General features: G+C 72.6%; 23 protein-coding genes. 12 read left to right on the top strand and 11 right to left on the bottom strand.

Going from position 1 to position 24,899, the window contains the following annotated elements; translation table 11 throughout:
- Positions 1–105: 105 nt before the first annotated feature.
- The 7 genes from ACWD12_RS33445 to ACWD12_RS33415 form a co-directional block, all read right to left on the bottom strand.
- Complete coding sequence (locus ACWD12_RS33445; RefSeq protein ID WP_450102702.1) at positions 106–1,179, bottom strand: porin PorA family protein; 1,074 nt, start codon at positions 1,177–1,179, stop codon at positions 106–108.
- A 140-nt stretch (positions 1,180–1,319) separates the two neighbouring features.
- Positions 1,320–1,910 (bottom strand): ankyrin repeat domain-containing protein, encoded by a 591-nt coding sequence (locus ACWD12_RS33440; RefSeq protein WP_450102781.1) that lies wholly within the window; start codon positions 1,908–1,910, stop codon positions 1,320–1,322.
- A gap of 491 nt (positions 1,911–2,401) precedes the next feature.
- Positions 2,402–3,460 (bottom strand): serine hydrolase domain-containing protein, encoded by a 1,059-nt coding sequence (locus ACWD12_RS33435; RefSeq protein WP_450102701.1) that lies wholly within the window; start codon positions 3,458–3,460, stop codon positions 2,402–2,404.
- A gap of 179 nt (positions 3,461–3,639) precedes the next feature.
- On the bottom strand, positions 3,640–3,960 hold the full coding sequence (locus tag ACWD12_RS33430) for a nuclear transport factor 2 family protein (protein WP_358354451.1): 321 nt from the start codon (positions 3,958–3,960) through the stop codon (positions 3,640–3,642).
- 171 nt (positions 3,961–4,131) lie between these two features.
- Positions 4,132–4,665, bottom strand: a complete 534-nt coding sequence (locus tag ACWD12_RS33425; RefSeq protein WP_450102700.1) for a GNAT family N-acetyltransferase — start codon at positions 4,663–4,665, stop codon at positions 4,132–4,134.
- Between the two features lie 67 nt (positions 4,666–4,732).
- Positions 4,733–5,239 (bottom strand): nucleoside deaminase, encoded by a 507-nt coding sequence (locus ACWD12_RS33420; protein ID WP_450102699.1) that lies wholly within the window; start codon positions 5,237–5,239, stop codon positions 4,733–4,735.
- A 59-nt stretch (positions 5,240–5,298) separates the two neighbouring features.
- On the bottom strand, positions 5,299–5,931 hold the full coding sequence (locus ACWD12_RS33415; RefSeq protein WP_450102698.1) for an AAA family ATPase: 633 nt from the start codon (positions 5,929–5,931) through the stop codon (positions 5,299–5,301).
- A gap of 298 nt (positions 5,932–6,229) precedes the next feature.
- Here ACWD12_RS33415 and ACWD12_RS33410 point away from each other — a divergent pair, with 298 nt between their 5' ends.
- From ACWD12_RS33410 to ACWD12_RS33395, 4 genes are all read left to right on the top strand, one after another.
- Positions 6,230–7,219 (top strand): quinone oxidoreductase family protein, encoded by a 990-nt coding sequence (locus ACWD12_RS33410; RefSeq protein ID WP_450102697.1) that lies wholly within the window; start codon positions 6,230–6,232, stop codon positions 7,217–7,219.
- A 299-nt stretch (positions 7,220–7,518) separates the two neighbouring features.
- Positions 7,519–7,800 carry a WhiB family transcriptional regulator gene (locus ACWD12_RS33405; protein ID WP_450102696.1) on the top strand — a complete coding sequence of 94 codons (282 nt, stop codon included), beginning with the start codon at positions 7,519–7,521 and terminating at the stop codon, positions 7,798–7,800.
- An 88-nt stretch (positions 7,801–7,888) separates the two neighbouring features.
- Positions 7,889–8,215, top strand: a complete 327-nt coding sequence (locus ACWD12_RS33400; RefSeq protein WP_450102695.1) for a plasmid stabilization protein — start codon at positions 7,889–7,891, stop codon at positions 8,213–8,215.
- A gap of 385 nt (positions 8,216–8,600) precedes the next feature.
- The gene (locus ACWD12_RS33395; RefSeq protein ID WP_450102694.1) at positions 8,601–9,104 is read left to right on the top strand and encodes a winged helix-turn-helix domain-containing protein; all 504 of its coding nucleotides are present in this window, start codon (positions 8,601–8,603) and stop codon (positions 9,102–9,104) included.
- A gap of 32 nt (positions 9,105–9,136) precedes the next feature.
- On the opposite strand, the gene ACWD12_RS33390 is transcribed toward ACWD12_RS33395, so the two are convergent.
- On the bottom strand, positions 9,137–10,741 hold the full coding sequence (locus ACWD12_RS33390) for a PucR family transcriptional regulator (RefSeq protein ID WP_450102693.1): 1,605 nt from the start codon (positions 10,739–10,741) through the stop codon (positions 9,137–9,139).
- A gap of 111 nt (positions 10,742–10,852) precedes the next feature.
- On the opposite strand from ACWD12_RS33390, the gene ACWD12_RS33385 reads away from it, so the two are divergent.
- The 4 genes from ACWD12_RS33385 (at position 10,853) to ACWD12_RS33370 (ending at position 16,021) form a co-directional block, all read left to right on the top strand.
- A complete protein-coding gene (locus tag ACWD12_RS33385; RefSeq protein WP_450102692.1) occupies positions 10,853–12,343 on the top strand; it encodes a purine-cytosine permease family protein in 1,491 nt (496 codons plus the stop codon).
- Positions 12,340–13,272, top strand: coding sequence for a nitrilase-related carbon-nitrogen hydrolase (locus ACWD12_RS33380; RefSeq protein ID WP_450102691.1), 933 nt, complete (start codon positions 12,340–12,342; stop codon positions 13,270–13,272). Before ACWD12_RS33385 ends, ACWD12_RS33380 begins: the two co-directional genes overlap by 4 nt.
- Before the next feature lie 129 nt (positions 13,273–13,401).
- A complete protein-coding gene (gene speB / locus ACWD12_RS33375) occupies positions 13,402–14,361 on the top strand; it encodes an agmatinase (protein ID WP_450102690.1) in 960 nt (319 codons plus the stop codon).
- A gap of 259 nt (positions 14,362–14,620) precedes the next feature.
- A complete protein-coding gene (locus ACWD12_RS33370; protein ID WP_450102780.1) occupies positions 14,621–16,021 on the top strand; it encodes an MFS transporter in 1,401 nt (466 codons plus the stop codon).
- A 398-nt stretch (positions 16,022–16,419) separates the two neighbouring features.
- Here ACWD12_RS33370 and ACWD12_RS33365 read toward each other — a convergent pair whose 3' ends face one another.
- Positions 16,420–17,661, bottom strand: coding sequence for an IS110 family transposase (locus tag ACWD12_RS33365; protein ID WP_450102689.1), 1,242 nt, complete (start codon positions 17,659–17,661; stop codon positions 16,420–16,422).
- 288 nt (positions 17,662–17,949) lie between these two features.
- On the opposite strand from ACWD12_RS33365, the gene ACWD12_RS33360 reads away from it, so the two are divergent.
- The 3 genes from ACWD12_RS33360 to ACWD12_RS33350 all read left to right on the top strand — a co-directional run bounded on the left by ACWD12_RS33360 (position 17,950) and on the right by ACWD12_RS33350 (position 20,653).
- Positions 17,950–18,792 (top strand): alpha/beta fold hydrolase, encoded by an 843-nt coding sequence (locus tag ACWD12_RS33360; RefSeq protein ID WP_450102688.1) that lies wholly within the window; start codon positions 17,950–17,952, stop codon positions 18,790–18,792.
- A gap of 452 nt (positions 18,793–19,244) precedes the next feature.
- Positions 19,245–19,823, top strand: coding sequence for a sigma-70 family RNA polymerase sigma factor (locus ACWD12_RS33355; protein WP_450102779.1), 579 nt, complete (start codon positions 19,245–19,247; stop codon positions 19,821–19,823).
- The gene (locus ACWD12_RS33350; RefSeq protein WP_450102687.1) at positions 19,820–20,653 is read left to right on the top strand and encodes an anti-sigma factor family protein; all 834 of its coding nucleotides are present in this window, start codon (positions 19,820–19,822) and stop codon (positions 20,651–20,653) included. The genes ACWD12_RS33355 and ACWD12_RS33350 overlap by 4 nt, the downstream gene beginning before the upstream one ends.
- An 82-nt stretch (positions 20,654–20,735) precedes the next feature.
- Here the strand turns inward: ACWD12_RS33350 and ACWD12_RS33345 are convergent, their stop codons facing one another.
- Positions 20,736–21,671 carry an MBL fold metallo-hydrolase gene (locus ACWD12_RS33345; protein ID WP_450102686.1) on the bottom strand — a complete coding sequence of 312 codons (936 nt, stop codon included), beginning with the start codon at positions 21,669–21,671 and terminating at the stop codon, positions 20,736–20,738.
- A gap of 225 nt (positions 21,672–21,896) precedes the next feature.
- Between ACWD12_RS33345 and ACWD12_RS33340 the strand changes: the two genes are divergently transcribed.
- Positions 21,897–23,510, top strand: a complete 1,614-nt coding sequence (locus tag ACWD12_RS33340) for a carboxylesterase/lipase family protein (protein ID WP_450102685.1) — start codon at positions 21,897–21,899, stop codon at positions 23,508–23,510.
- Positions 23,511–23,553: 43 nt separating this feature from the next.
- On the opposite strand, the gene ACWD12_RS33335 is transcribed toward ACWD12_RS33340, so the two are convergent.
- On the bottom strand, positions 23,554–24,768 hold the full coding sequence (locus ACWD12_RS33335; RefSeq protein WP_450102684.1) for an ROK family protein: 1,215 nt from the start codon (positions 24,766–24,768) through the stop codon (positions 23,554–23,556).
- Positions 24,769–24,899: the final 131 nt, after the last annotated feature.

The raw sequence follows: 24,899 nt of genomic DNA, 5'->3' as shown, positions 1-24,899 counted from the left end.
CGCCTCCCCCCCCCTGTGGGGCACCCCATGGGGGGGCAACGGATAAAGGCCCGGTGGGCCCGGGGCGGGTCGCCCCGGCGCCCACGGCGCATGCACACGCGTCGGTTAAGGGCGTTGCTCCCGGCCGGGCTCCATCGCGTCGACCTCGTGCAACTGCGGCGGCTCGGTGCCCTCCGCCTCGGACTCGCGCTGTTGGGGTACGCCACCGCCCTCGTCGGCCAACGCCAGGCGGCGGCGGTGTCGCATCTCCAGCCAGACCGCGAGCAGCAGAAGAACCAGCGCCAGCGCCCACATTCCGTACGGGCCGGCATCGGACAGGATCCAGAACACGAGCGCGCCGGTGGCCGCCGTGTCGGCAAGGTCGCGTTCCGACGCCTTGGTCGTCGTCAGGGACGCCTTCGCCACCGGGAACACCTCGGCGCTTTGCACGGTCGCCGTGATGCCCTTGCTCGACTCGAGCGCGATCGTCACCCCGGTCTCGGCGTCGACATATCCGGTCATGTTGGTCGTGGACACGTACTCGAGCGGCACGACGTCCGGTTGCGAGCCGAGCGGCGCGGCCGGATTCAGGGCCAGTAGCGCGGTCTTGGGGAGTGCGGGCGGAAGTGCGTCCTTGACCGTCTTGTCGGCGAGCGGCCCCGCGGCGACGATCCGGTAGATGTAGACCTTGCGGCCCTGCCGGTCGGTACTGCCGTCGTACTTGGCGGGGACTGTCGTCTGCGTCTCGGAGTCCCAGAACGGATAGTCGCGCTTCTCCGGCGTGAGCGGGAAGCCCGCGCTGAGCCCGACATGCGGTTCGGCCCGCTCGCCCTTCGGCGTTGGGCGTTCGAGCAGGTTCTCGCGGTGTACGGCGTACCGGTGCTCGCTGACGGACACCACTTGCCCTGTGGGCCCGAACACGTCGGTGCGGTCGTTCAGGACAATCGTGGAACCCGATGTGTGCACGGCCTCGACCTTGCGGTCGGCGGTCACCGGGAGATCGCGGATGACCGCGTTGGCGAAGTCACCCCTCTGCATGGCTTGCGGGTCGAGTGCGGTGATCGTGCCCTGGAACTGCATCTTGCCTTCGGCATCCTCGGGCATCTGGTGGAGTGCCGGGTACACGGCGAACTTGCTTACCGCTCCTGCCGCGACAAGCAGGACCGATACCGAGCTGAGGATCCATGATGCGCGTCGCACGGTGGCCTCCCGTGGTTCTCGTCGGCTGATCGAGATGATCCAGGGGAAGTTCGCGCGTGTACCCGGAATGACGGTTTCCCTACAGACAGCGACATTTCGTGGTAGAGGGATTTTCACGCCACATGGCTGCAAACCAACCTTCAGGAAGCTGCCCGCAACGCGTCGGCGATCACCCGGTATCCACTCCGCTCGGCGTGCCTCAGCGCGGTGACGCCGTCCTTGTCCGCGATGCCGGGGTCGGCGCCCGCGGCGAGCAGCAGGCGCACCACCTCCTGGTGGTCGGCGCCGCCGTCGCCGAGGATGACCGCCTCCAGCAGCGCGGTCCAGCCGAGGTTGTTCACGTGGTTGACGTCGACGCCCGTGTTGGTGGTCACGAAGCGCACGTAGTCGACGTGGCCGTGCTCGCCGGCCGGGATCAGCGAGGTCCCGCCGTACCGGTTCAGCGCGGTGAAGTCCGGGCCGGCGGGCAGCAGCGCGCGGGCCATCTCGACGCTTCCGGTGACGCCGGTCACCAGCCACGCGGTGTCGTTGCGGTAGTCCTTCGCGTCCGGATCGGCTCCTGCCTCGACCAGGACGCGTGCGGCGTCGACACGGTCGTCGATGGCGGCGAGCAGTAGGGGCGTACGCCGGTCTCCGTCGCGCGCCTCGATGTTCGCGCCCCTCGCGAGAGCGGCGCGCACGGCGTCCGCGTCGCCGCGTCGCGCTGCGTCGAGCAGCGCCTTGTCGTCCACGGCCGTACCGCGTGGCGGGGACGTGGCCACGTTGCCTCCGGGCGCCGGGGGTACCCCCGGCGCCGCGGGGGCGGGGCTTGCAGCCTCGGGGGCGGTGCTCGCGCTCGGCGGGGCGGCCGGGCCGGACGGGGTCGCGGGGCCCGGTACCGCACCCGCCGATGCCGAAGCGGCGGCCGACGAGTCGGCGCGCGGCTCGCCGTCGTCCGAGGCGCAGCCGCTGATCAGCACGGCCGCTGCCGCTCCGAGCACCAGCACGGTCGCGGCCGACCGCCACCGGGGCGAACGCGTTCCGTCGCGCTTGGCGACATGGTTGATGCCGCGGCTCGCGATCTGGTCCGCGCCGCAGGCCGGGGCCGGGTTCCTGACGGGCTTGGGGTTCATGGCAGCCGGTCCTTTCTGTCGCGCCGACTGCCTCCATCGTCGCTGCGCGCGGCCCGCCTCCAGGTCCGCGAAGCGGCTGCCGCCGCACGCCCGACCGGTCGACCCGGGGATCAACCGATCGGATGATGCGTGCTGCTGGCCTCCCGGGCATCCTCCAGCTGCCCGAGCAGGCCGAGCACCGTGCGGTCCAGCGAGCGCGCCGTGTTGCTCAGCGCGACGACCGCCACGCCCTTGGCGGGGGTGAATCCGATGAACGAGGCGAACCCGCCGGTTCGGCCGTTGTGGAAGAACTGCCGGTAGTTCTTGCCGCGCGGGCCGACGCTCATCCAGCCCAGGTGGGTCCGCATGAACGGATTGCTGACGTAGTCCACCGCGTGCGAGAGGCGGACCGCGTCGCCGAACGGCCCGCTGCCCGGGTTCAGTTGGGCGCGTACGAAGGTCACCAGGTCGGCGGCCGTGGAGCGCAGGCCGCCCGCGCCGACCAGGTCGGCCATGTGCCACGGCGGCACCGCCTTGCCGCGCTTGTTGTGCCCCTGGGCCATCCGGGCCTCGCGCCGGCTGTCGAGGTCCGCCAGCGTGTCGGCCAACCCGAGCGGCGTGCCGATCTCGCGCTCGACGAGGGCTTCGTAGCCGATGCCGGAGCGTTCCGCGAGGGCGAGTCCGAGCAGCCCGCCGCCGAGGTTCGAGTACCGGAAGCGCTTGCCGGGGATCGCCCCGAGCTTGGTTTCGGCGAGACCGCGCAGCAGCACCTCGGCCGTGCAGTCGACGTACGGGTCGGGCGTGTTGGGGCGCAGGAGCGCGCGTATGAGCATGCCCTTGGGCAGGCGCGGCAGTCCGGAGGTGTGCGTCGCGAGGTGCTCCAGCGTGATGTGCCGCCCGTCGCGCGACGGGACCTGCGACCAGGGCGGGAGCAGGTCGGCGAGCGGCTCGTCCAGGTGCGCGGTCTCCGCGACCGCCAGCCGGGCGAGTAGCAGCGAGGTGAAGACCTTGGTCACCGAGCCGATCTCGAACAGCGTCTCGGCGCCGGGGGCGCTGCCGCCACCGCCCGTCCGGCCCGCCCCGGCGTACGCCACGTCGTCGCCCGAGAGCGCGGCCACCACCACCCCGACGTTCTTCTGGGCCGTGAGCTTGTCGGCGGTGTCCTGGGCAAAGCGGGCGAGATCCGTCATGCGGGAATCCTGGCGGATCCGGCAGTGCCGCCGACTCCCCCACCCCGACGATTTCCTGCGCGTCGCCGGTCCTCCCCCGGCAGGAGAAGGAGTCCGCGACTACTCCCGACGCGTACCGGCGGCGCCTCCGCGTGCCGCGGCTCGGGCTCGGCGCGTGCCGCAGGGGCGCTCGGCGCGGGCTACGCCTGGCCGGTCTCGAAGCGGCTGATCTTGTTGCCTTCGACCGTGAAGCGCCAGGACGTTCGCATGCTGCCCCACGTGTCGTTGCGGTAGTCCGCGACGAACGCGCGTCCCTCGTCCGACTCTTCGACGACGTCGATGTGGCCGCGCGTGGTGAAGATCTCGCGGTCGGTCCACTCCTCGAGGTCGCGCTCGGTGCCGTCGTCGGCCATCGTCGCGTTCGGCGCCAGGACGTCGGCGAACGCCTCCCGGTTGTGGGTGTTCACCGCCTCGACGAACGAACGCACTACGGGGTCGGTGAGGTTCCTCGTCTGCACCATCTGGCCGTGCTCCTTGCGTCTCGCGAATCGCGAATCGTGTGCTGCGTGGGGCTCGGACCGCCCGCCCGCAGGTGCGCGCGGGCGGTCCGCTGACCAGTCGAGCACGTACGCCCGCCGTCGGCGCGCCCAAGTGCGCGGAACGGGTGACCGCAGGTGCCGATGGGTTCCGCGCTACCAGACGTCGCCGCCGCGCCAGTCGCAGGTCAGCGGGCCCGTCGGGTCCAGCGGCACGCCCGCCTCCCAGAAGAGGACACCGCCGTCCTCCTCCGGTGTGGGGACGATGCCCTCGGGGGCGAGCACCGAGGTCGGGCCCTGCCAGAGGCGCCAGCCGCGCGAGAGGTAGGGGCGGGTGCCTTCCTCGCTGGTGCTCAGCGCCCCCAGGTCGTACGCCCGCTCGACGACGCGCTCGCAGGCGGCCATCAGTGCGCCCCCGTGCCCGCGACCGCGGCGGTCCGCGCGTACGCCGACGCCTTCCACGTACCCGCAGCGCAGCGGCCGGTCGCCGAGCAGCATCATGCGCTGCACGACGGACGCGTGCCCGATGAGCGCGTCCCCCTCCCACAGCAGGACGTGCATGCCGCCGATGGTGTGCGCCCAGTCCTCGTCGCCGAAGTCGCCGTCGAAGGCGTCGTTCAGGAGGGCGCGCGAGGCCGCGAGGGTGCTCTCGGACAGTTGTGAGGTGTGCGCAACTTGCGGGTCGGTCATGGGCTCATCGTCACAAAGCCGTGGTCCACACTCCCAACGCTTTTCGCATGCCGCCGCATGCGCACGGTCACTCCCCCGTGTGGAAGCGCCGGTGCAGGGCGTGGATCCGTTCGGTGAGTTCCGGCACCGGGCCCTCGACCGTGATGCCGGGGGCGATGTCGTTGACGGGCAGCGGGCGCACCGGCCCGGCCGGGACGCCCATCTCGTCGAGCCAGGCGGAGAGTTGCTCGGTGGAGGCGACGTACACGATCCGGCCGAGCCCCACCCACGCGTGCGCCGCGGAGCACATCGGGCAGTGCTCGCCCGACGTGTAGACGGTGGCCGTCGCGCGGTGCTCGGGGGACATGTTCGTCGCGGCCCAGCGGGCCAGTTCGAATTCGGGGTGGCGGGTCTGGTCACCACCGGAGACACGGTTGCGGTCCTCGGCGAGGGCGATGCCGTCGGCCGCCGCGAGGACCGAGCCGAACGGCTCGTCGCCCGCGTCGAGGGCTTCGGCCGCCAGTTCGACGCAGCGTCGGAGGTGTTGCAGGTCGGCGTCGCTGAACTGGTGGTTGCCGCGGTTCTCGGCGTTCACGGGGGGCTCCGGGGAAGGGTGGGTGGTCGGGGAAGGGTGGGTGGTCGGCGGTCTGCGGGTCACATCACGCGGAGGTGCTTGGCGCTGGTCCAGGCGCGGCGTGCGACGCCGCCCAGGGCCGTGTCGGTGTTGGGGCGGAGGACGAGCCCCGCCGACCCGGCTACGCGGTCCGCGACCCGCGCGACGGACAGGTCGTCGGTCCAGATGTGCTCCGCGAACGCGTCGTCCGTGAGTCGGTCGAGGCAGGTGTCGAGCTTGGCGACGCCGAACGACTCGCGGCGCAGCGCGGCGCGGTTGCCGGCGAGGAACGACACGGCCCGGCCGACGCCGCGCTCGGCGAGCCGGCGCAGGACCGTCTCGCGGGTGGCCAGAAGGGCGAAGTGGCGTACGTCGTGCCCGTGCTCGCGCAGCCGGCCGACGGTCTCGCCGAAGTACGCGGGCTCGACCACGGTCATGGGTGCGATCACCGGTCCGGCGTGTCGGCGCAGCACCAGGTCGAGCACCTCGAACACGCCTTGCCGCCAGGCCGGGAGGTCCTGGAAGTCACCGCGCAGCGGTCGGGGCGTCATGCGGTGCAGCCCGAATCCGGCGTGCTCGGGGTCGCACACCACACTGCCGGGCAGCCTTCTGCGCAGTTCGTACGCCGTCTGCGTCTTGCCCCCGCCGAACGGCCCGTTGATCCAAACCAGCATCCCCCGAGCCTAGGCCGTCTCCGAGGGCTCTCTCCGGGGCCACGCCGCCCGTGCACCGCTCCGGGGCCTGGCGGCCGTCCCAAGCGCGGCGTTGCAGGCCCCTGCGAGTACGACCGAGTGAGAGCCGCGGGCCCGCGCTTGGGAGGGCCGCCCGTCCCGGGGCGGTGCACGGCGCGCAGGAGGGTTGTCAAAGCCCGGCGCGACTCGGCCTGCCCGCGAAGAGTCCCCTCGGACACGACCCAGGCGTCCCCTGACTCCGGCCTTGTTATTGACCTGGTTAACTACATAGGGTCGCGGGATGCGTTCGATCGTGGTGGAACAGGCGGGCGGGCCCGAGGTGCTGGCGGTGCGCGAGGCCGCACGCCCGGTCCCGCAGGCCGGACAGGTTTTGGTACGGGTCGCGGCGGCGGGGGTCAACTACGCCGATGTGATGATGCGCGGCGGCCGTACCGCGGCCCCGTTCCCGCTCACTCCCGGCGTCGAGGGCGCCGGCACCGTCGTGGAGGTCGGCCCGGGCGTGTCCGGCGTGGCGGCCGGGGACCGCGTCGCGTGGTCGCCCGTCGCGGGCGCGGGCGGCTGGGGGTCGTACGCCGAGTACGCGTGCGTCGCGGCGGCCCAGGTCATGCCCGTCCCCGACGACATCGGCCTGCACACCGCGGCCGCCGTCATCCTCCAAGGGCTCACCGCGCACTATCTCGCCAACGAGCAGTACCCGGTGGGCCCGGGCACCGCGGTCCTCGTGCACGCCGCCGCGGGAGGCACCGGGCAGACCGCGGTGCGCTGGCTCAAGCGCCTCGGCGCGACGGTCATCGGGACCGTCTCCACGGACGAGAAGGCCGGCCTCGCCCGGGCCGCCGGGGCCGACCACGTGATCCGCTACGAGGAGTTCGCCAAGGCGGCCCGCGAACTCACCGACGGCCAGGGGGTGCACTACGTCGTCGACGGTGTCGGCGGCAGCACGTTCCGGGCCGACCTCGACGTGGTCCGGGCGCGCGGCCACATCTGCGTCTTCGGGCAGGCCGGCGGCGTACCCGAGCCCTTCTCCCCGATGGAGCTGATCCCGAAGTCGATCACGGTCGCGGGCGGCTACATGACGAACTTCCTGCGCACCCGGGACGAGGTGCTGGCCAAGGCGCACGCGGTGTGGGCGGGCGTACGCGAGGGCTGGCTCGCCCCCGACCCGGCCACCGCCTTCCCTCTCGACGCGGCAGCCGACGCCCATGCCCGCCTGGAGAGCCGGGCCAGCACAGGGAAACTCGTCCTCGCAATCTCCCCCGAAGCCGGCTGAGTTCCCCGCTGCCGCGGCAGCTACTCGGCGGCGAGACCCCGCGCCTGATCGCCATGGTGGTCGGCAGGCTCGACGTGGACTTCGTGGTGGTCGAGCCGGCCGAACTCCGGGACCACCCGGACAGGTTGGCCGTGCGTTTCACCGAGGCCGCGCGGGCCCGTCCGGTGTGACGTCGGCGAGCGGGTCGGCCCGAGGCGCGAACTCTCCTCAGGTGCAGGGCATTCGGCGTACCGGGCCACGCATTCGGACGCATGCGCCGGGATGTTTCGGGCAACCGCTTGGCCGGAGGTGGGTGACGCATGGGCGACTCGATGCGCTGGATGGTCCTGGCCGCGTGCCGGAGCGCGGAACCGGGGATCTTCGAGGACACGGAGACGAGCGGGCCGCGCGAGCAGCGCGCGGTCGACGCCGCGCTGCGGGTGTGCGGCGCGTGTACGGTGCGGACCCGGTGCCTGGAGTGGGCGCTCGCCACCGAGCAGCCGCAGGGCATCTGGGGCGGGCACACCACTCCGCAGCGCCGGGCCCTGCTGCGGGCCCGCACCCGGCCGCGGATCGCCCGCAGGGTCGTCCGCGCGGCGTGATTGCGTCCCGTCGACGGGGGTAGCCGCGTCCTGCGGAACCCGTCCGGGCGCCCGATGCCCGGCGGCGAAACGGAGAGGAGCGGCCACCATGCCCCGCGGATCCAGCCCCAAGAGGGAACGCCAGTACGAGCACATCAAGGACAGCGCCCTCGACCGCGGCGAGAGCCGCAAGCGCGCCGAGGAGATCGCCGCCCGCACGGTGAACAAGGAGCGCGCCCGGCACGGCGAGTCGAAGACCGCGAGCAAGTCCTCGACCCGTGACATCTCGTCCGGTCGGCGCGGCGGGCTGCGGTCGCACAGCGGGTCCGGCGGTCCGACGAAGGACCAGCTGTACGCCGAGGCCAAGCGGCGCAACGTCAAGGGCCGTTCCAAGATGACCAAGAAGCAGCTCTCGTCCGCACTGGGCCACGGCTGACGTCGCGTGGCCTTGGCACCGGTTTCGTGCCATCTCACGCTTTCTCGTCCCGCCTCGTGCCGCCTCATGGAACGTCGTGGACGGGCGTGCGGCTGCGCGGGACGTCGAGCGTCGGGAGCGCAATCGCCCTCTGGACACCCAAAGTGATGTTTGTTTGACTGGGCGTCACAGACACGGGGGATGTGACGCGATGCTGCGCGAACGGTGCCGAATCGGCTACTTACTGTGGACGCCGCCGGGCCGAATACGCTCCGGCGGCTCCTGTAGTGCTCCCCCGTACCGAACTGCCTCTGCCACCGGGCGCTACGACCAGGAGGCCGGCTCGTCCCGGCGGCCCCGCGTACGCGTTGCGGAGCGCGGGCCTTCCCTAGGGAGACACAGCGCCATGACGCATGCACCCACACGCGCGGCCCTGGCCTCCGTCGCCGAGCGGCGCCTGCGGCCACTCGCCGGCCCGCCCGGCGCAGTCGCGGCGTCGCCGCAGCGTCCGCGCGGTTCGAGCGGGCGACGGGTGACCGAAGGGGAGCTGGTCGACGACGGGTTGCGGGTCAGCCTTGACGAACGGACCGTGGCCGTCGGCTCGTCGACGCTCGAACTGACCTTCCTGGAGTTCGAGTTGCTGGCGCACCTCCTGCTGCACCCGCGCCAGGTCTTCTCGCGCCGCCAGCTCATGGAGACGGTGTGGGGCTACCCCGAGGCCGGCGGCGGACGGACCGTGGACGTCCACATAGCGCGCCTTCGCCGCAAATTGGGCGCACGACACCGCGCCCGCCTCGCAACGGTACGCCGGGTCGGGTACAAGTACGTCCCGCACGACATGATCGTCCTGCCCTCGCGCATCCCGCAGCCTAGGCCCGCATTCGCTGCGAGGTCCGCGTTCAGCTCCTGACATTCGGCCGCCAAACGCCCGGTATGTCCAGGTCACCCGCCCTGGCGCCGGATGCGCAGCGCGAGCCACAGGTCGAACCGGTCGCCGCCGTCGTCGAGGCGGCGGCCGGTGGCGGCCATCGCCTTGTCCACGCGGTTGCGCACGGTGTGCCGGTGGACGGCCAGGCGGCGGCCGGCCTCGTCCCAGGACCCGCCCGCCTCCAGCCAGGCTTCCAGCGTCGCGGTCAACTCGCCGTTGCCGTCGGCGTGTTCGAGCGGGCCGAGGACGGCGTCGGCGAATCCCGTGAGCGCCCGGCGGTCGGCAAGCGAGAGCAACAGGTCGCTCGACGCACCGCGTTCGTTCTCGACCGGACGGCCCGCCCGGCGGCTGAGCGGCACCAGCGCGCGGGCGCCGCGCATCGAGAAAGACGCGTCCTCGGGTGCGGTGAGCGGCCCGATCCCGGCCGCGGCGCCCGGCGCGAACCGTGCGAGGACGTCGAAGACGTCGAGGTCGCCGCCGCACACCGCCTCGACCAGGTTGCCGACGACCCGCACCAGGCCGCCGGGGATGGCAAGGGCGAGGTCGGCCGCGAGGTCGGTGCCCTTGGCCGCCTCGGGCCCCTCCCCACCGACTTCGCCGCCGGCGCCGCTCCCGCCCGACGGCCTCCGCTCCGGGCCCCCTGCGGCCCCGGTGCTTTCGACGGCGAAGCCCCGCACCGTCTCGGCGGCGAGGCCCGCGGCCGCCAGGACGTCCCGGGCCCGTTCCGGCGTGGTGTCCGGGGCGAGCAGCCGGCCGAGCAGCGCGGCGCGGCGGCGGCGTACCGGTTCGTCGGCGAGGTGGCGCCGCTCCAGTTCGAGGGACAAGAGGGACACCAGCCCTGAGGCGAGCAGGCGCGCGTCGGCGTCGATGCGGCCGGCGAGGACCAGGAGACCGCGCAGGCGTTCGGCTCCGAGCGGCAGCACCTCGATGCGTACCGCGGTGCCTTCCGCCGACCCGGCGGTGCTGCTTCCGCTGCCGTGCAGCCCGCGCGCCGCGACCCGCCGCACCAGGTCCTCGGCGTCGCCGAGCAGGCTCTCGGGGTCCCGCGCGGCGTCGGCGATGAGGCGGCCGAGGGGGTCGGTGACGAGCGCGTCCGCCCCGGTCGCGGCGGCCCACGCGCGCAGCGTCGCGGCGAGGCCCTGGCCCGACGCGGCGGCGGTGGTCAGCCTGCGTTGTGCCTCGAAGGCGCGTTCCAGCGCACGTCGGCGCAGGGCCGCACGGGCCTCGAACACCGCTTTGGTGACGGCGATGAAAGGGACCTCGTCGGGGACGGTGAGCAGCGGCATCCCGGCCGCCCGCGCCGCCCGGACCAGCGGGGCGGGCGGGCTCTGGTGGGGCAGCTCGTGCCCGAGGCCGAGGACCAGGCCGCAGGCCCCGGCGCCGTCGGCGGCCGCGTCGCGCACGTACGCCGCGCAGGCCTCGTCGGTCGTCGGGAGCAGCAGCCCGATGGTCATCAGCAGCTCGCCGCCCTGGAGCCACTGGCCGGGGGTCAGCAGCTCGGAGACGTGGGCCGCCTCGACCGGCCGGTCCAGGTTCGCGTCCCCGGCGGCGACGGCGAGGCGCAGTTCCGGGATCGCCACGAGGTCGGCGATGCGCAGCGTGTCGTCCGTGGGGTGCATGGACATATTGTCCATCAGCTTCGCGCAGTTTCGACATTCCATCGATCGTTTACGGTTGAGAAGCGGGCGTACGGTCGCACGGTCCCACCCCGCGCACCCCAGGAGATCTGTATGGATGCCACCGCACGCGCCGCGGACGGGCCGGTGAGAGGCTCCGGCGCCGGACGGGTCGACAGCCTGGTCGAGACCCGGTCGATCGACTACGTGCCCGCCGACGAGCGGCACGGCAAGGTGTGGCACCAGGGCCCGTTCTGGTTCACCGGCAACTTCGTGCTGACCACCATGGTGACCGGCTTCCTGGGCCCGTCGCTCGGGCTCTCGCTGGGCTGGTCGGTGCTCGCGGTGGTGCTCGGCGCCTGCTTCGGCACCTTCTTCATGGCCTTCCACGCCAACCAGGGCCCGCGCATGGGCCTGCCGCAGATGATCCAGTCGCGGGCGCAGTTCGGTCTGCGCGGCGCGATCCTGCCGTTCGCCGCCGTCGTGTTCGTGTACGTCGGCTTCAACGTTTTCAACGTGATCCTCGCGACCGAGGGCCTGCAGACCGTGCTGCCCGGCGGCAAGGTCTTCTGGTACGTGGTCCTCATCGCGGTCGCCGTCGTCCTCGCGATCGTCGGACACGACCTGCTGCATCTGGTGCAGCGCTGGCTGACCTATGTGCTCATCGCGGTCTTCGGCGTGCTGACCGTCGGCGCCGCGGTGAACCTCGACGTGCAGTCCCCGGCGGGCGGGGGCGGCTGGGACTGGACGTCGTTCCTGATCGTGTTCTCGGCGGCCGCGGGCTACCAGATCAGCTATGCCGTGTACGTCTCCGACTACTCCCGCTACCTGCCCGCCGACGTCCCGGCCCGCAAGGTGATCTGGTGGACGTACGCCGGCGCGGCCGGTTCCGCCGCGTGGCTGATGTCGCTCGGCGCGCTCATCGCGTCGGCGCTGCCCGAGCCCGGCGCCATCGCGGCGGTGCGCCAGGTGGGCAACGACATCGTCCCCGGGTTCGGCACGTTCGCCGTGCTGCTGTCGTCGGTGGCGCTGGTGGGGATCATGGCGGTCAACGCGTACGGCGCCATGCTCACCACGACCAGCGCGGTCGACGCGTTCCGCCCGGTGCGGCCGACGGTGCGCGTGCGGATCGCGGGCATCTCGGCCATCGCGGTGGTGGTCTTCGTGACCGCGCTCGCGCTGCCCGACGACTACCTGGGCAACTTCAACGACTTCGTCCTGATGATGCTCTACTTCCTGGTCCCGTGGACGGCGGTGAACCTCACCGACTTCTACTTCGTGCGGCGGGGCCGATACTCCATCACGGCGATCTTCGACCCGAACGGCCCCTACGGGAACTGGTCGTGGCGCGGCATGACGGCGTACGCGGTCGGCTTCGCGGCCATGGTGCCCTTCTTCGCCACCACGTTCTTCACCGGCCCGGTGGCGGAGGAGCTGGGTGGTGCGGACGTGTCATTCGCGGTCGGCCTGGTCGTGTCCGGCGTGTTGTACGTGGTGCTGTGCCGGGGCATGGAGTTGGAGGAGCCGGATGTTCCGGACCCGGTGCCGCACGAGGGCACCCCGGCGGGCGGCGCACGTGCCGACCGCGTGCCGGAACTGACATGAGGGTGGCTGGTTTGGCCGACGACGGGCAGTTCGACGTGGTGGACCCGGTCGCGGACCGGACGATGGACCCGGCGGCTCCTGCGGTTGTCATGGTGGCCTGCGCCCAGATCGCGCCGGTCGTCGGCGAGCCGGAGGCTAACCGGCGTACCACCGTCGACGCGGTCGAGCGGGCCGCGGCGGCGGGTGCCCAGGTCGTCGTGCTCCCCGAACTGGCGAACAGCGGCTACGTGTTGCGCGACGCCGCGGAGGCCACGGCGCTGGCGGAGTCCGCCACGACGGGCCCGACCGCCGACGCCTGGGCGGACGCCGCCCGCCGGCACGGCCTGGTCGTCGTGGGCGGCCTGTGCGAGCGCACGCCCGACGGGACGGTACGCAACTCGGCGGTGGTCGTGGACGCTTCGGGTGTGCGCGCCGTCTACCGCAAGGCCCACCTGTGGGGCCGGGAGGCGGAGATGTTCGTCCCCGGCGACGAGGCTCCCCCGGTCGTCGAGACCGCGTTCGGCCGGATCGGCGTGCTGGTCTGCTACGACGTGGAGTTCCCCGAATGGGTGCGGCTCGTCGCACTCGGCGGCGCGGACCTGCTGTGCGCGCCCGTGAACTGGCCGTACTACCCGCGGCCTGCCGGTGAGCGTCCGGCCGAGGTCGTCCGCGTCCAGGCGGACGCGGCGGTCAACCGCATGTTCGTCGCGGCCTGCGACCGGGTCGGGCCGGAGCGCGGCACGGACTGGGTGGGCGGCTCGGTGATCACCGACGCCGACGGGTTCCCGCTGGCGGGCCCGTACCCCGGCGAGGAGCGCCTGCTGCTCGCCCGGTGCGCCCTGGCGGAGGCCCGCGACAAGCGCATCGGCTCGCTCAACGACGTGTTCGCCGACCGCAGGCCCGAGTTGTACGGCCCGGTCCTCGGAACACCGCCGCCGGCCGCATCCTGACCGGAAACCGCGGGACGACGACCGCAGCACCACAACCGCGGCATCACAACCGCGGCACCGAACGTGCGGCACCGGCTGTTGCCGCAGCGACAACCACGGCACCGACCAAGTACCACGAAAGGCACTCCGATGAGCTCCACGCCCCTCGGCCCGATCGACGCGACCCGTGTGCCGCGCTTCGCCGGGCCCGCCACCTTCGCCCGGCTGCCGCGCGCCGACGAGGTGGACCGTGTGGACGTCGCCGTCGTGGGGGTGCCGTTCGACAGCGGCGTCAGCTACCGGCCGGGCGCCCGCTTCGGGCCGGCGCACGTACGGGCGTCGTCGAAGCTGCTGCGCCCATACAACCCGGCCCTCGACGTCTCCCCGTTCGCCGAGCTCCAGGTGGCCGACGCGGGCGACATCGCGGTCAACCCGTTCGACATCGCCGAGGCGATCGCCGCGGTCGAGAACGCCGCGCGCGTGTTCGCCGCGCAGGGCACCCGGCTGCTGACGATCGGCGGGGACCACACCATCGCGCTGCCGCTGCTGCGCGCCGCGGCGGCCGAGCACGGCCCGATCGGCGTCGTGCACTTCGACGCGCACCTGGACACCTGGGACACGTACTTCGGCCAGCCGTACACCCACGGAACGCCGTTCCGGCGGGCCGCCGAGGAGGGCCTGCTCGATCCGCGGCGCTGCCTGCACGTCGGCATCCGCGGGCCGCTCTACAGTCCGGCGGACCTCACCGACGACGGGGTCCTCGGTTTCCAGGTCGTGCACAGCGACGACTACCAGGACGCCACGGTCGCGTCGGTGGTCGAGCGGATGCGGGCCCGGCTGGGCGACGGCCCGGTGTACGTGTCGGTGGACATCGACGTCCTGGACCCCGCGCACGCTCCCGGCACCGGCACTCCCGAGGCGGGCGGGCTGACCAGCCGCGAGCTCCTGGGCACGCTGCGCGGGCTGGTCGGGCTGGACGTGGTGGGGGCGGACATCGTCGAGGTGGCCCCGGCGTACGACCACGCGGAACTGACCGGCGTGGCCGCCGCGCACACCGCGTACGAGCTGCTCTCGGTGCTCGCCCGCAACCGCCGCGACGCGGCGCGGTGATGCGGGGCGCACCCCGGGCGGGTGTCGCAGCACACCTGTGAGGAGAATTACCTGACGGATCGTCAGATTCTTTGCCGCGGAGCATTGCTGCACTCCCGGACGTTCCCTATGTTCGCTTGCGGGCATGATCGTCCGCCGCGGCCCGCGCCCCGGCGGCGGGGACGGAGCGGTAGTGGACACGAGTCGGCGGACACGGCGGGGCGAGCGGAGCCTCCGTGAGCGGCTGATCGTCCCGGTCCTCGCGTTCGCGGGGGTGCTCATGGCCCTCATGCAGACCGTCGTCGTACCGCTGCTGCCCGACCTGCCCGCGCAGACCGGCTCCTCACCGGCCACCGTCAGCTGGATGCTCACCGCGACCCTGGTGACCGGCGCGGTGCTCAACCCGGTGCTCGGGCGGGCGGGCGACATGTACGGCAAGCGCCGCGTCCTGCTCGGCTCGCTCGCCACCATGACGGCCGGCTCGGCACTCTGCGCGGTGACCAGCGACATCCGCGTGCTGATCGCGGCCCGTGCGCTCCAGGGCACCGCGGCCGTCGTCGTCTCGCTGGCCACCAGCATCCTGCGCGACGAACTGCCGCCGCACCGGGTCGGGTCCGCCGCCGCGCTGATGAGCTCCACGGTCGGGCTCGGCGCGGCCTTCGGCCTGCCGCTGGCCTCGGTGGTCGTCGAGCACGCCGACTGGCACACCATGTTTTGGGTGACCACCGGGCTCGGCCTCGCCGGCTTCGCCGCGGCCTGGCTGGTGGTCCCGGAATCGCCGGTACGCACCCCCGGGCGCTTCGACATCGTCGGCACCGTGCTGCTGGGCGCCGGGCTGGTGGCCATCCTGCTCGCCGCGTCCAAGGGCGGCGAGTGGGGCTGGACGTCCCCCGTCGTGCCCTCACTCGCGGGCGGCGGCGTCCTGGTGCTCCTCGTCTGGGGGTGGCACCAACTGCGCACCCGCGAGCCGGTGGTCGACCTGCGGCTGGCCGCCCGCCGCACGGTGCTGCTGCCGCACATCGCGGCGCTGCTGACCGGCATCGCGTTCTACGCCAACTGGCTCGCGACGGCACAGCTGGTCCAGGCCCCCGAGATCACCGGGTACGGGCTGGGCGAATCGGCGGTGGTCGCGAGCCTGTGCCTGCTGCCGGGCGGCGTGATCATGGTGCTGCTGTCCCCGCTGTCCGCCCGGTTGTCGGACGCGCGCGGCGCGCGGGTGACGCTGGCGCTCGGCACGGCGGTGATCTCCGCGGCGTACCTGTTCCGGGTGTTCACCAGCGAGCAGTTGTGGACGATCACCCTCGGCGCGTCGCTGTGCTCGCTCGGTACGACGCTGGCCTACTCGGCGCTGCCGACGCTCATCATCCAGGCGGTCCCGCAGGAGCAGACGGCCGCGGCGACCGGCCTCAACGTCCTGATGCGCACCATCGGGCAGGCCGTGTCGAGCACGATCGTCGCGGTGGTGCTGACCCAGCTGACGATGACCGCCGGCGGCGTACGCTTCGCCGACCTGGACGCCTACCTGCTGATCTTCGGGATCGCCTGCGCGGTCGCCGCCGGCGCGTCGCTCACCGCGCTCGCGCTGCCCAGGGCTCGGCCGCGGTCGGCGATGGCCGTCCCGGTGGCGCCCTCCGGCGCGAAGCTGCCGGCGGTGTCGGGCGACCGCGGCACGGACGCCTGACGCCGGGGCCGGGGCAGCAGGCGCATCAGGGCGTCGCGCACGGCGCCGCCCGGGCGGACGACGGCTGGACGTACGGCGGCCGGCGCGGCCCCCTCGTCGTCCCCGCACCCCCGCGTCTCGCCACTCGCTGCGGGGGTGGCGACGGGTAAGGACCCCGTCGACCAGACCAACGACTGCACGCGCACCCGGCCGCCCGTCACAACGCACCTCGATCATCCGCCGGTCGTCCGGCGGTCGCGCGCGGGCCTTCAGCCGGTCGCGGACGGTCGCACAGGACGCATTCATCCTCACGATCGGCAGGCGCCGGCGTCCGCTTGACTCCGATCCGCGCGATTGCCCAGGACGGGTGACGGCGCATGGAGTAGTCGTCACCCGGGGGGGTGCCTCTATGTCTTTCGTCAAGCGGGTTGTGGGGTTCGGGTCTGGTAGAGAGTGCCGTCGCGGAGCATGGCGAACAGGACGCTGATGCGTTGTCGTGCGAGGCGGAGGAGGGCTTGGGTGTGGGTTTTGCCGTGGGCTCTGTGCCGGTCGTAGTAGGTGCGCGAGGCGGGGTCGTGGAGTGCGGCGAACGCGGAGAGGAACATGGCCCGTTTCAGCAGGCGGTTGCCCGTCCGTGGGGCGTGTTCGCCGTGGATGGAGGATCCGGAGGACTTGGTCGCCGGCGCGAGGCCGGCGTAGGAGGCCAGATGGGCGGCAGTCGGGAACGAGCTGGCGTCGCCGACGGTGACCAGCAAGGTTGCGGCGGTCCTGACGCCGACGCCGGGCATCGACGTCAGGACCTTGGAAAGAGGGTGGGCCTCCAGGAGTTCGGCGATCTGGGTTTCGACGGCGCGTCGTTGCTCGTGGACGGCGGCGAGGGATCGGGCCAGGGACGGGACGACGGTGTCCAGGGTGGCGGTGCCGGGGACGGTGACGGTTTGTTCGTCGAGGGCGTCGAAGATGTCCTCGACGAGGCGTTCGGCCATGCGCGGGGCTTTGGGGCGTATGAGGTTGACCAGCCTGCGGCGTCCGGCTTTGCGCAGGGCCTGCGGGGAGCCGAAGCGCTCCAGCAGGTGGGTGACGGCGGGGTGGTCGAGGCGGGGGCCGAGGACGCGTTCGAGGGAGGGGTGGAACTGGGTGAGCAGTCCGCGCAGGCGGTTGCTGGTGCGGGTCGCCTCGGCGGCGAGGTCCTGGTCGAACCCGGTCAGCACCGTGAGCTGGGCGGCTGTTTCGTCGGCGAGCTCCAGGGCCCGCAGGGTGTGGGGCATGGTGCGGGCGGCGTCGGCGATGACGCGGGCGTCGCGGGCGTCGGTCTTGGCCTCGCCGGGGTAGAGGTCGGCGATGCGGCGCATCGCCAGGCCGGGCAGGTAGGCGACGTCGCAGCCCGCGTCCCTGGCGACGGCCAGCGGCGGGGCGCCGATCGAGGCGGGCTGGTCCACGATCACCAGGACTCGGCCGAACTTCGCGGTGAGCTTGTCGAAGACGGCCCGCAACCTCGGTTCGCTGTTGGGGAGCCGCTTGTCGTAGACGGTCTTGCCGGCGGTGGTCAGGCCGTGGCCGTGGTGGTCGCCCTTGCCGACGTCCAGGCCGAGGAACACCGCGATCTCACTCGTGTCGAGCACCGCACCCCCGAGGGTGGTCGTGACCGGTCCCGGCCTCATGCCTTCGCACCGCACGCGCGCATCCACGTTACGCAGACCAACCACCCTGTGGCTGCCGGGCGTTGCGCTCGGCCGGGCGACGGTCAGGCCTCTCATCAGCGGTCAGACGGTGCTCCGGGCCCGGTGACACCACCCCCCAGGTCATGCGTACGACAGGGGGGAACAGTCATGCCGGACCCGGAGGCCAGGAGCCCCGTTCCGGGACCACGAAGAAAGTAACGGGGGCGGCCGCACCCCCTCTTTGCGCGCGACCGATGAGTTCGGGCGGCGGATCGGGTCTGCACCGGCATGACCCGAATCAAAGTCAACGGAATCGTCCTGGGCATCGAGTCGTTCGGCGCCGCCGACGCGCCGCTCGTCCTGCTCGTCGGCGGGACGACCATGCTTTCCTGGCCCGACGCGCTCTGCGAACGCCTCGCCGCCGGCGGGCGCCGCGTGGTGCGCTATGACCTGCGCGACAGCGGCGAGTCGACGACCGCGGATCCGCAGGCGCCCGCGTACACCCTGCGCGACCTCGCCGCCGACGCCGCGGCCCTTGCCGACGCACTCGGCGGCGGGCCCGCGCACCTCGCGGGGATCGGCGTCGGCGGGATGGTCGCCCAGGTGGCCGTGCTCGACCATCCGGCCGCGTTCTCGGCGCTCACGCTCGTCGGTACCCGCGCGGTTGCGCCCGGGCCGCCCGACGACGACCTCCCCGACCACGACGAGGCGGCCATGGGCCGACTGTTCGCGAGTCCGATGCCCGACTGGACCGACCGCGAGGCGGTCGCGGACTTCGCCGCCGGCGGCGCGGAGATCCTCGGGGACGACCCCGCCGCCGCGCGCGCAACCGCCGTGCGCATCTGGGACCGTACGCCCGGCACCGCACCCCCGGTCCAGATGGCCAACCAGTTGGGCGTGGTGTTCTCCGCGCTCGACTGCACACCCCGCTGGCGCGAGCGCCTGCCCGAAATCAAGGTCCCCGCGCTCGTGATCCACGGCCGCCGCGACCCGTTCTTCCCCGTCGGCAACGGCGAGGCGATCGCCCGCGAGATCCCCGGCGCGCGGCTGCTCGTCCTCGAGGACGCCGGCACGGCGATCCCCGACACTGCCTTCGGCAAGGTCGCCGAGGCGATGCTCGCTCTCGGATAGCGCAGGGCGCGCGAGTCGATCGGTCACGTAACCGCCTCTGTGGACAAGGGAGTTGGTCGCTGGGAGAACCGGTATGACTTCGGTGGTGGGGGCGTCCGTACGCTCCTTCCGTGCCGTCGCCCGGAAGCAGTCGGGCGGATCGCGGATTCGGCCGCCCGTCGAGGCCCCGGTACTGGGGGTACGCGGAACCTGCCGCGCGCGGTTCACAGCGGGCCGGAATTCTCCTGAATTCCCAGGTTCCGCGCACCGTTTGCCCTGCGGGAAACATGACGGCGCTAGCCTTCCCGCGACAGCCATCCCGTCGGCCGAGGAATCGAGGACCCGGAGTCATGAAGATCTTCTCCGCCCGGGGCGGACGGTCGTGGGGCCGTTCGGCGGGCGGCTTGGCGGCCGTTCCGGCCGACAACGCGAGCGTGCCCGCGGCGCGCGGCGACGAGGACGTCCCGGCGGCCATGCGGTCCGGGGACGGGCGAATACCCGAGGAGCCGGCCGCGGCGCCGTCGGCCGCCGACCGGCCCCCGCGCGGCGACGAGCTCGCCGAAACGTTGTACCGCCGCTACTCGGTGCCGCTGCTGTCGTTCTGCCTCAAGCACACGGGCGGCGACCGACAGTGGGCCGAGGACGTCGTCCAGGAGACCCTGGTGCGCGCGTGGCGCAACGCCGACCGCATCGACCCGAACGACGAAGTTCGGTCGCTCATGCCGTGGTTGGCGACGGTCGCCCGGCGTATCGTCATCGACGACCGTAGAGCCAAAAGTGCGCGCCCCCGGGAAGTGAACCCGGAACCGTTGGAGCACGTACCAGCTGACGACCAGGTCGAACCACTGCTGCGTAGCATGGTCGTGGCCGATGCCTTGCAGTCGTTGTCCCAAGCGCACCGCGAGGTGTTGGTCGAGACGGTGCTGCGCGACCGCAGTGTGAACCAGGCGGCCGAGGCCCTCGGCATCCCGGTGGGCACGGTCAAGTCCCGCGTGTATTACGCGGTGCGGGCCCTGAAGCTCGCACTCGAAGAGAGAGGGGTGAACGCATGAGCGCGCCGGTCGAGCACACCGATGTGGGCGCGTACGCCCTGGGGCTTCTCGAGGACGAAGACCGCGACGCCTTCGAAGCGCACCTGGTCACCTGCGAGCGATGCCAGGCGGAGCTGGACGACCTGGGGGACATGCGCGGCCTGTTCGCGGATGTCGAGGCGGAGGCGTTCACCCCGATGCCCGGGATCGGAAAACCGAGCGGCACGCCGCGGGTCGCCCGGTTTCCTGCCCCCGAGGTCCCGCGCGTCGAGGCGGCGGCGCGGACGGCATCCGCAGGGACGCCGGTAGCGGGGACGCCGGTGGCGGATCCGTCCGGGGCACCGGTCGTCGACCTCGGCGCCCGGCGTTCCGCGCGGGAACGCGCCCGCCGGGTCGGGATCGGCATCGCCGCGGCCGCGGCGGCCGTCGTCCTGCTGGTCGCGGGCATCGGCATCGGCGGCGGATTCGAGTCTTCGTCCTCCGAAGCCAGGCACATGAGTCCGGCGGGCGAGCTGTTGGTGGCCGGCGAACGCCACCCCGCCAAGGGCTTCGTGCAGGGGCCGGACGGTGTGCAGGGTTACCTCGGCGTGGACAGCAAGGGCTGGGGCAGCCACATCGGCCTCGAACTCCGGGGCCTGCGCGGACCGTTGCGCTGCAACCTGATCGCCGTCGGCAAGGACGGCACGTCGGAGGTCATGGGCACGTGGTCCGTGCCGGCGTCCGGCTACGGCGTGCCGGAGAGCGAGAAGCCGCTGGTGTTCCACGGCGGCACCTCGATGGGCAAGGAAGCCATCGACCGCTTCGAGGTCCGGACCGTGGAGGGCAGGATGCTGCTCGCCATTCCGATGTGACGCGATGACGGTCGGCCCCAAAGCGTAGTGGATCGGGCCCCGCGCAACGCGCGCGGGGCCCCTTGGTGTTCCGGTCCGTCGATCAGGCGCGGCAGCTCAGCGGCCTGCCGCCGTTGAACGCGACCATGTCGGCAAGGGCTCCGAAGACGTCGACCACGCCGCCGTCCAGTTCCGCGTAGGCGGAGTGCAGGTTGCCCACGAGCCGTTCACTGTCGGTGAGCGCCTGGTAGTCGCCCAAGTCGGTCTCGTACGCGAGGGCCAGCGGGTCGAGTCCGGCCGCGCGGCCGCGCAGCGCCGTCTCCTTGACGAACGCGGCGTAGCCGGCCGCGACGTCGATCTGCTCGGGGCCGCATACCGGTCCGTGTCCGGGCACCAGCGTCTGCGCGCCGAACTCCCGCAGGCGTTCCAGTGCTTGCAGGTACCCGCTCGGCGAGCCCATGAGCAGGAACGGGGTGCCGCCATTGAAGACCAGGTCGCCGGTGAACATCACGCGCTGATCCGGCAGCCATACCACCGAGTCGTTCGAGGTGTGCGCGGACACCCCGAAGTGCCGTACCTCGGCCCGGGCTTCCCCGGCATGCAGGGTGACCGACTCGGTGAAGGTCAGGAAGGGCGCCACCGCCCGCAGGTCGCCCCAGTCGACGCCGGGCCACACCAATTCCCGTTCGATGATGCCGTACTTGAGGATCTCCGCACGTGTCTTCTCGTGCGCGACGATCGTCGCGGCGGGGAACAGGTAGTTGCCGTGCGTGTGGTCGCCGTGGTGGTGTGTGTTGACGAGAGTCCGCACCGGGGCCCCTCCCGAGACGCGGGCCATCGTCGCCAGGAACGCCCGCGTCCGGGCTTCGGTCGCACAACTGTCGATGGCGATCACGCCACCGTCGCCGATCAGGAAGCCCGTGTTGTTGATCCACCACGTGCCGTCGGGCTGCACGTACGCGAACACCCCGTCGGCGACCTCCTCGACGCGGGCCGGTTCGATCGTGCCGGTTCCGTGTACGTGCTCGGACACGCTCATGCTGGTCTCCCCCTGGCCGTCGGCTGTGCCTGGTACTGGCATACACCGCCCGGCGGTTGCCGCGCCATCACCCGTCCGGGTGTCGCACCTCGGAATCGCCGGGGTGGTGGATTCCTGCATTCCGCTCGGACGCCTGGTGGTCATGAAGGGGCCGGAGGTACTCTCCCCTCGATTACTTCAGAGCTAGAAATAATTGCTTTCCGTCCCCGTTCCTGTGGAGGCGTGATGCACAGACCAGGACAAGTCCATCGCGGCCCGCTCAGGTCCCGGGCCCGGACCGTCGCCGCGGCCGTCGCCCTCGGCGTGCTCGTCGCCCTGACCACCGCGGGCCCGGCGGCCGCCGGAAGGGGCGGGTCGCCGGCTCCTGTCGTCGCCACGAGCAGTGGCACGGTTCGCGGCCAAGTCCACGACGGTGCCGAGGAGTTCCTCGGCATTCCGTACGCCGCCCCGCCGGTGGGCGACCGCCGCTTCCGGGCGCCGCGGCCGCCCGCCCGATGGTCCGGCGTCCGCGAGGCGACCACGCAGGGCCCGGCGTGCGTGCAGTTCGCGGCCTTCGGCATCGACCCCGCGCAGCCCCGCAGCGAGGACTGCCTGAACCTGGACGTCTATCGGCCCCGCGGTACCCGGCCGGGCGCCGTCCTGCCGGTGGTGCTGTGGATCCACGGCGGCGGCTTCGTGCAGGGCACCGGAACGCAGTTCGCGGGCCGCACCATGGCCGACGACCACAACGTCATCGTCGTGAGCATCAACTACCGCCTGGGCGCGCTCGGATACCTGGGCCTGCCCGGCTTCGACGCGGAGACGCCCGAGGGGTCCGGCAACTGGGGCCTGCTCGACCAGATCGCCGCGTTGCGCTGGATCAAGGACAACGCCAAGGCGTTCGGCGGCAACCCGCGCAACGTCACGGTGACCGGCCAGTCCGCGGGCAGCGGTTCGGTCTGCGGCATCCTCGCCTCTCCCCTGGCCTCCGGCCTCGCCGCGAAGGCGGTCCTGCAGAGCGGTCCGTGCACCCTCCTGGCGGCACGGTCCCGCGCGGACGCCCAGGCGCAGGGCACCGCGTTCGCGACCGGCCTGGGCTGCCCCGACCCGGCGACCGCCGCGGCCTGCCTCCGGGCGGTACCGGCGGCCGCGCTGACCGCGGCCGGCATGCAGTTGCCGGTGCCGGGACTGACGTCGGGCGTACCGGCACTGCCCGTCGACCCCGCGGCCGCCATCGGATCCGGGCACTGGAACAAGATGCCGGTCCTGATCGGCAGCACCCGCTCCGAGGGCAGGATGTTCGCGCTCGACCAGGTGGCGATGACCCCGGACCAGTATCCGGCGTACCTGGCACGGCAGTACGGCCCACTTGCTCCGGAAGTGCTGACGCGCTACCCCCTGTCGGCGTACGCCTCCCCCTACCACGCGGTGTCCGCCGTCGTCGGCGACGCGTCGTTCATCTGCCAGACATCCGTCACCGCGGAACTGCTGCGGCGTCAGGTTCCGACCTACCGGTACGAGTTCGACGACCCGGAATCGCCCCCGCTGGTCGGCCTCGACCTGCCGGGGCTGGACATGGGCAACGCGCACAGCGCGGAACTGGCGTACCTGTTCGACTTCACAATGCAGGCGCGGCCGTTCACCGCGCAGCAGGCCGCGATGGCGGGCCGGATGAAGCACGCCTGGGCCGCGTTCGCGTGGACGAGTACGCCCAACGCCTGGGGGCTGACCCTCTGGCCGCCCCTGACAGCGCGCGGTGAGGTGCTCAAGGTCCGCCCCGCCGGGGACATCCGCTTCAGGAGCTTCGACGACGAGCACCACTGCGGATTCTGGAACTCGTCCGCAGCGCCTGGACGCTAGCGCGACAACCGTCCGCGGACCTATGCCTCGCGGGCGGGCGCGCTCAGAATGCGGCCGGGTCGTCCAGGACCAGGTCCGCCGCCAGCGCCGCCGCACCCCACACTGGTGCGGCGGCGCCGCGCGTTCCGGCCCGGGCCTCGACGTCGCGGTACGCGTCGATGCCGCGCAACTCCTCGAGGGCCGCCTCGACACGAGGCAGCACCCATGGCGCGAGAGCGGCGTAGTATCCGCCCAGGACCACCGCCTGTGAGCCGAGCACGGTGACCAGGGTGACGGCCACCTCGCCGAGGCGACCGCCCAGATCGTCCAGGATCCGCAGTACTCCTTTGTGGCCGCGTTCGGCACGTACCACCAACTCCGCCATGGCCGCGCCGAGATCGGCCGGATCCTCGGGCGCCAAGCGGGCGAGGCGGGCGAGTTCCGGCGGCGCGGCCATCGCCTCTAGGCAACCTCGACGCCCGCACCAGCACTTCGGGCCGCGGGGCGCGACCACCAGGTGCCCGGCCTCCCCCGCTCCTCCCGCGGACCCACGGAACAGGCGTCCGTCGACGACGACTCCCGAGCCGACTCCGACGTACCCGCTGACCACCACAAGGTGTCGCGCCGCGGAGTCCGCGGGCAGGGCCCGCAGTTCGGCGATGGCGGTGAGGTTGGCGTCATTGTCCAGCAGGATCGGCAGGCCGGTCCCGAGGGCCTCGCGCAGTGCCTCGGCGAGCGGTACGTGCCGCCATCCCAGGTTCGGCGCGAACGCCACTTCGCCGGACCCGGTGACCACCACCCCGGCCACGGCGATGCCGATGGCGGCTGCCCGCACGCCGGCGGACCCCGCCGCCGCGAGCGCGTCGCCGACCTCGCGCGCGAGGCACGCAATGACGGTATCGACGTCGCCGTGCGCGGCGTTGTGCCCGACGGTGGCCCGGTGCAGCTCCCGGCCTGCCAGGTCCACCGCCAGCGAGCCGACGGTGGATGCGTCGACGTGGGCGGCCACCACGGCGACCGAGGATCCGTCGAACGCCAGCATGCGCCGCGGGCGTCCGGCGCTTCCGGCGACGTGGCGGATGCCGGCTTCGCGGGCCATGCCCGCATCGATCAGGGCCGCCGCAAGGCTCGTCACCGCGCCTGCCGCCAGTCCGGTGCGCGCGGCGATCTCGGTGCGGGACAACTCCCCCTGTTCGCGCAGCAGGCGCGCGACGAGCGCGAGGTTGTGCCTGCGGATCGCGGCGACGTCCTGCGGCGCCGAGGAGGGGGGACTGGACACGGTCACAGCCTACGTCCGGACGGTTGCCGGCCGTCGTAGGGGGCCGCCACGGGAACTCGCCCGTCCACGCAGCCCCCTCGGCCCACCGACACATCAGCCCGGCCCTCACTTCAGCCGACCCGACAAGGCCG

Source organism: Streptodolium elevatio (genome assembly GCF_053592165.1).
The sequence above is the reverse complement of the archived record's forward strand: the minus strand, read 5'-3'. Positions and strand labels throughout refer to the sequence as shown.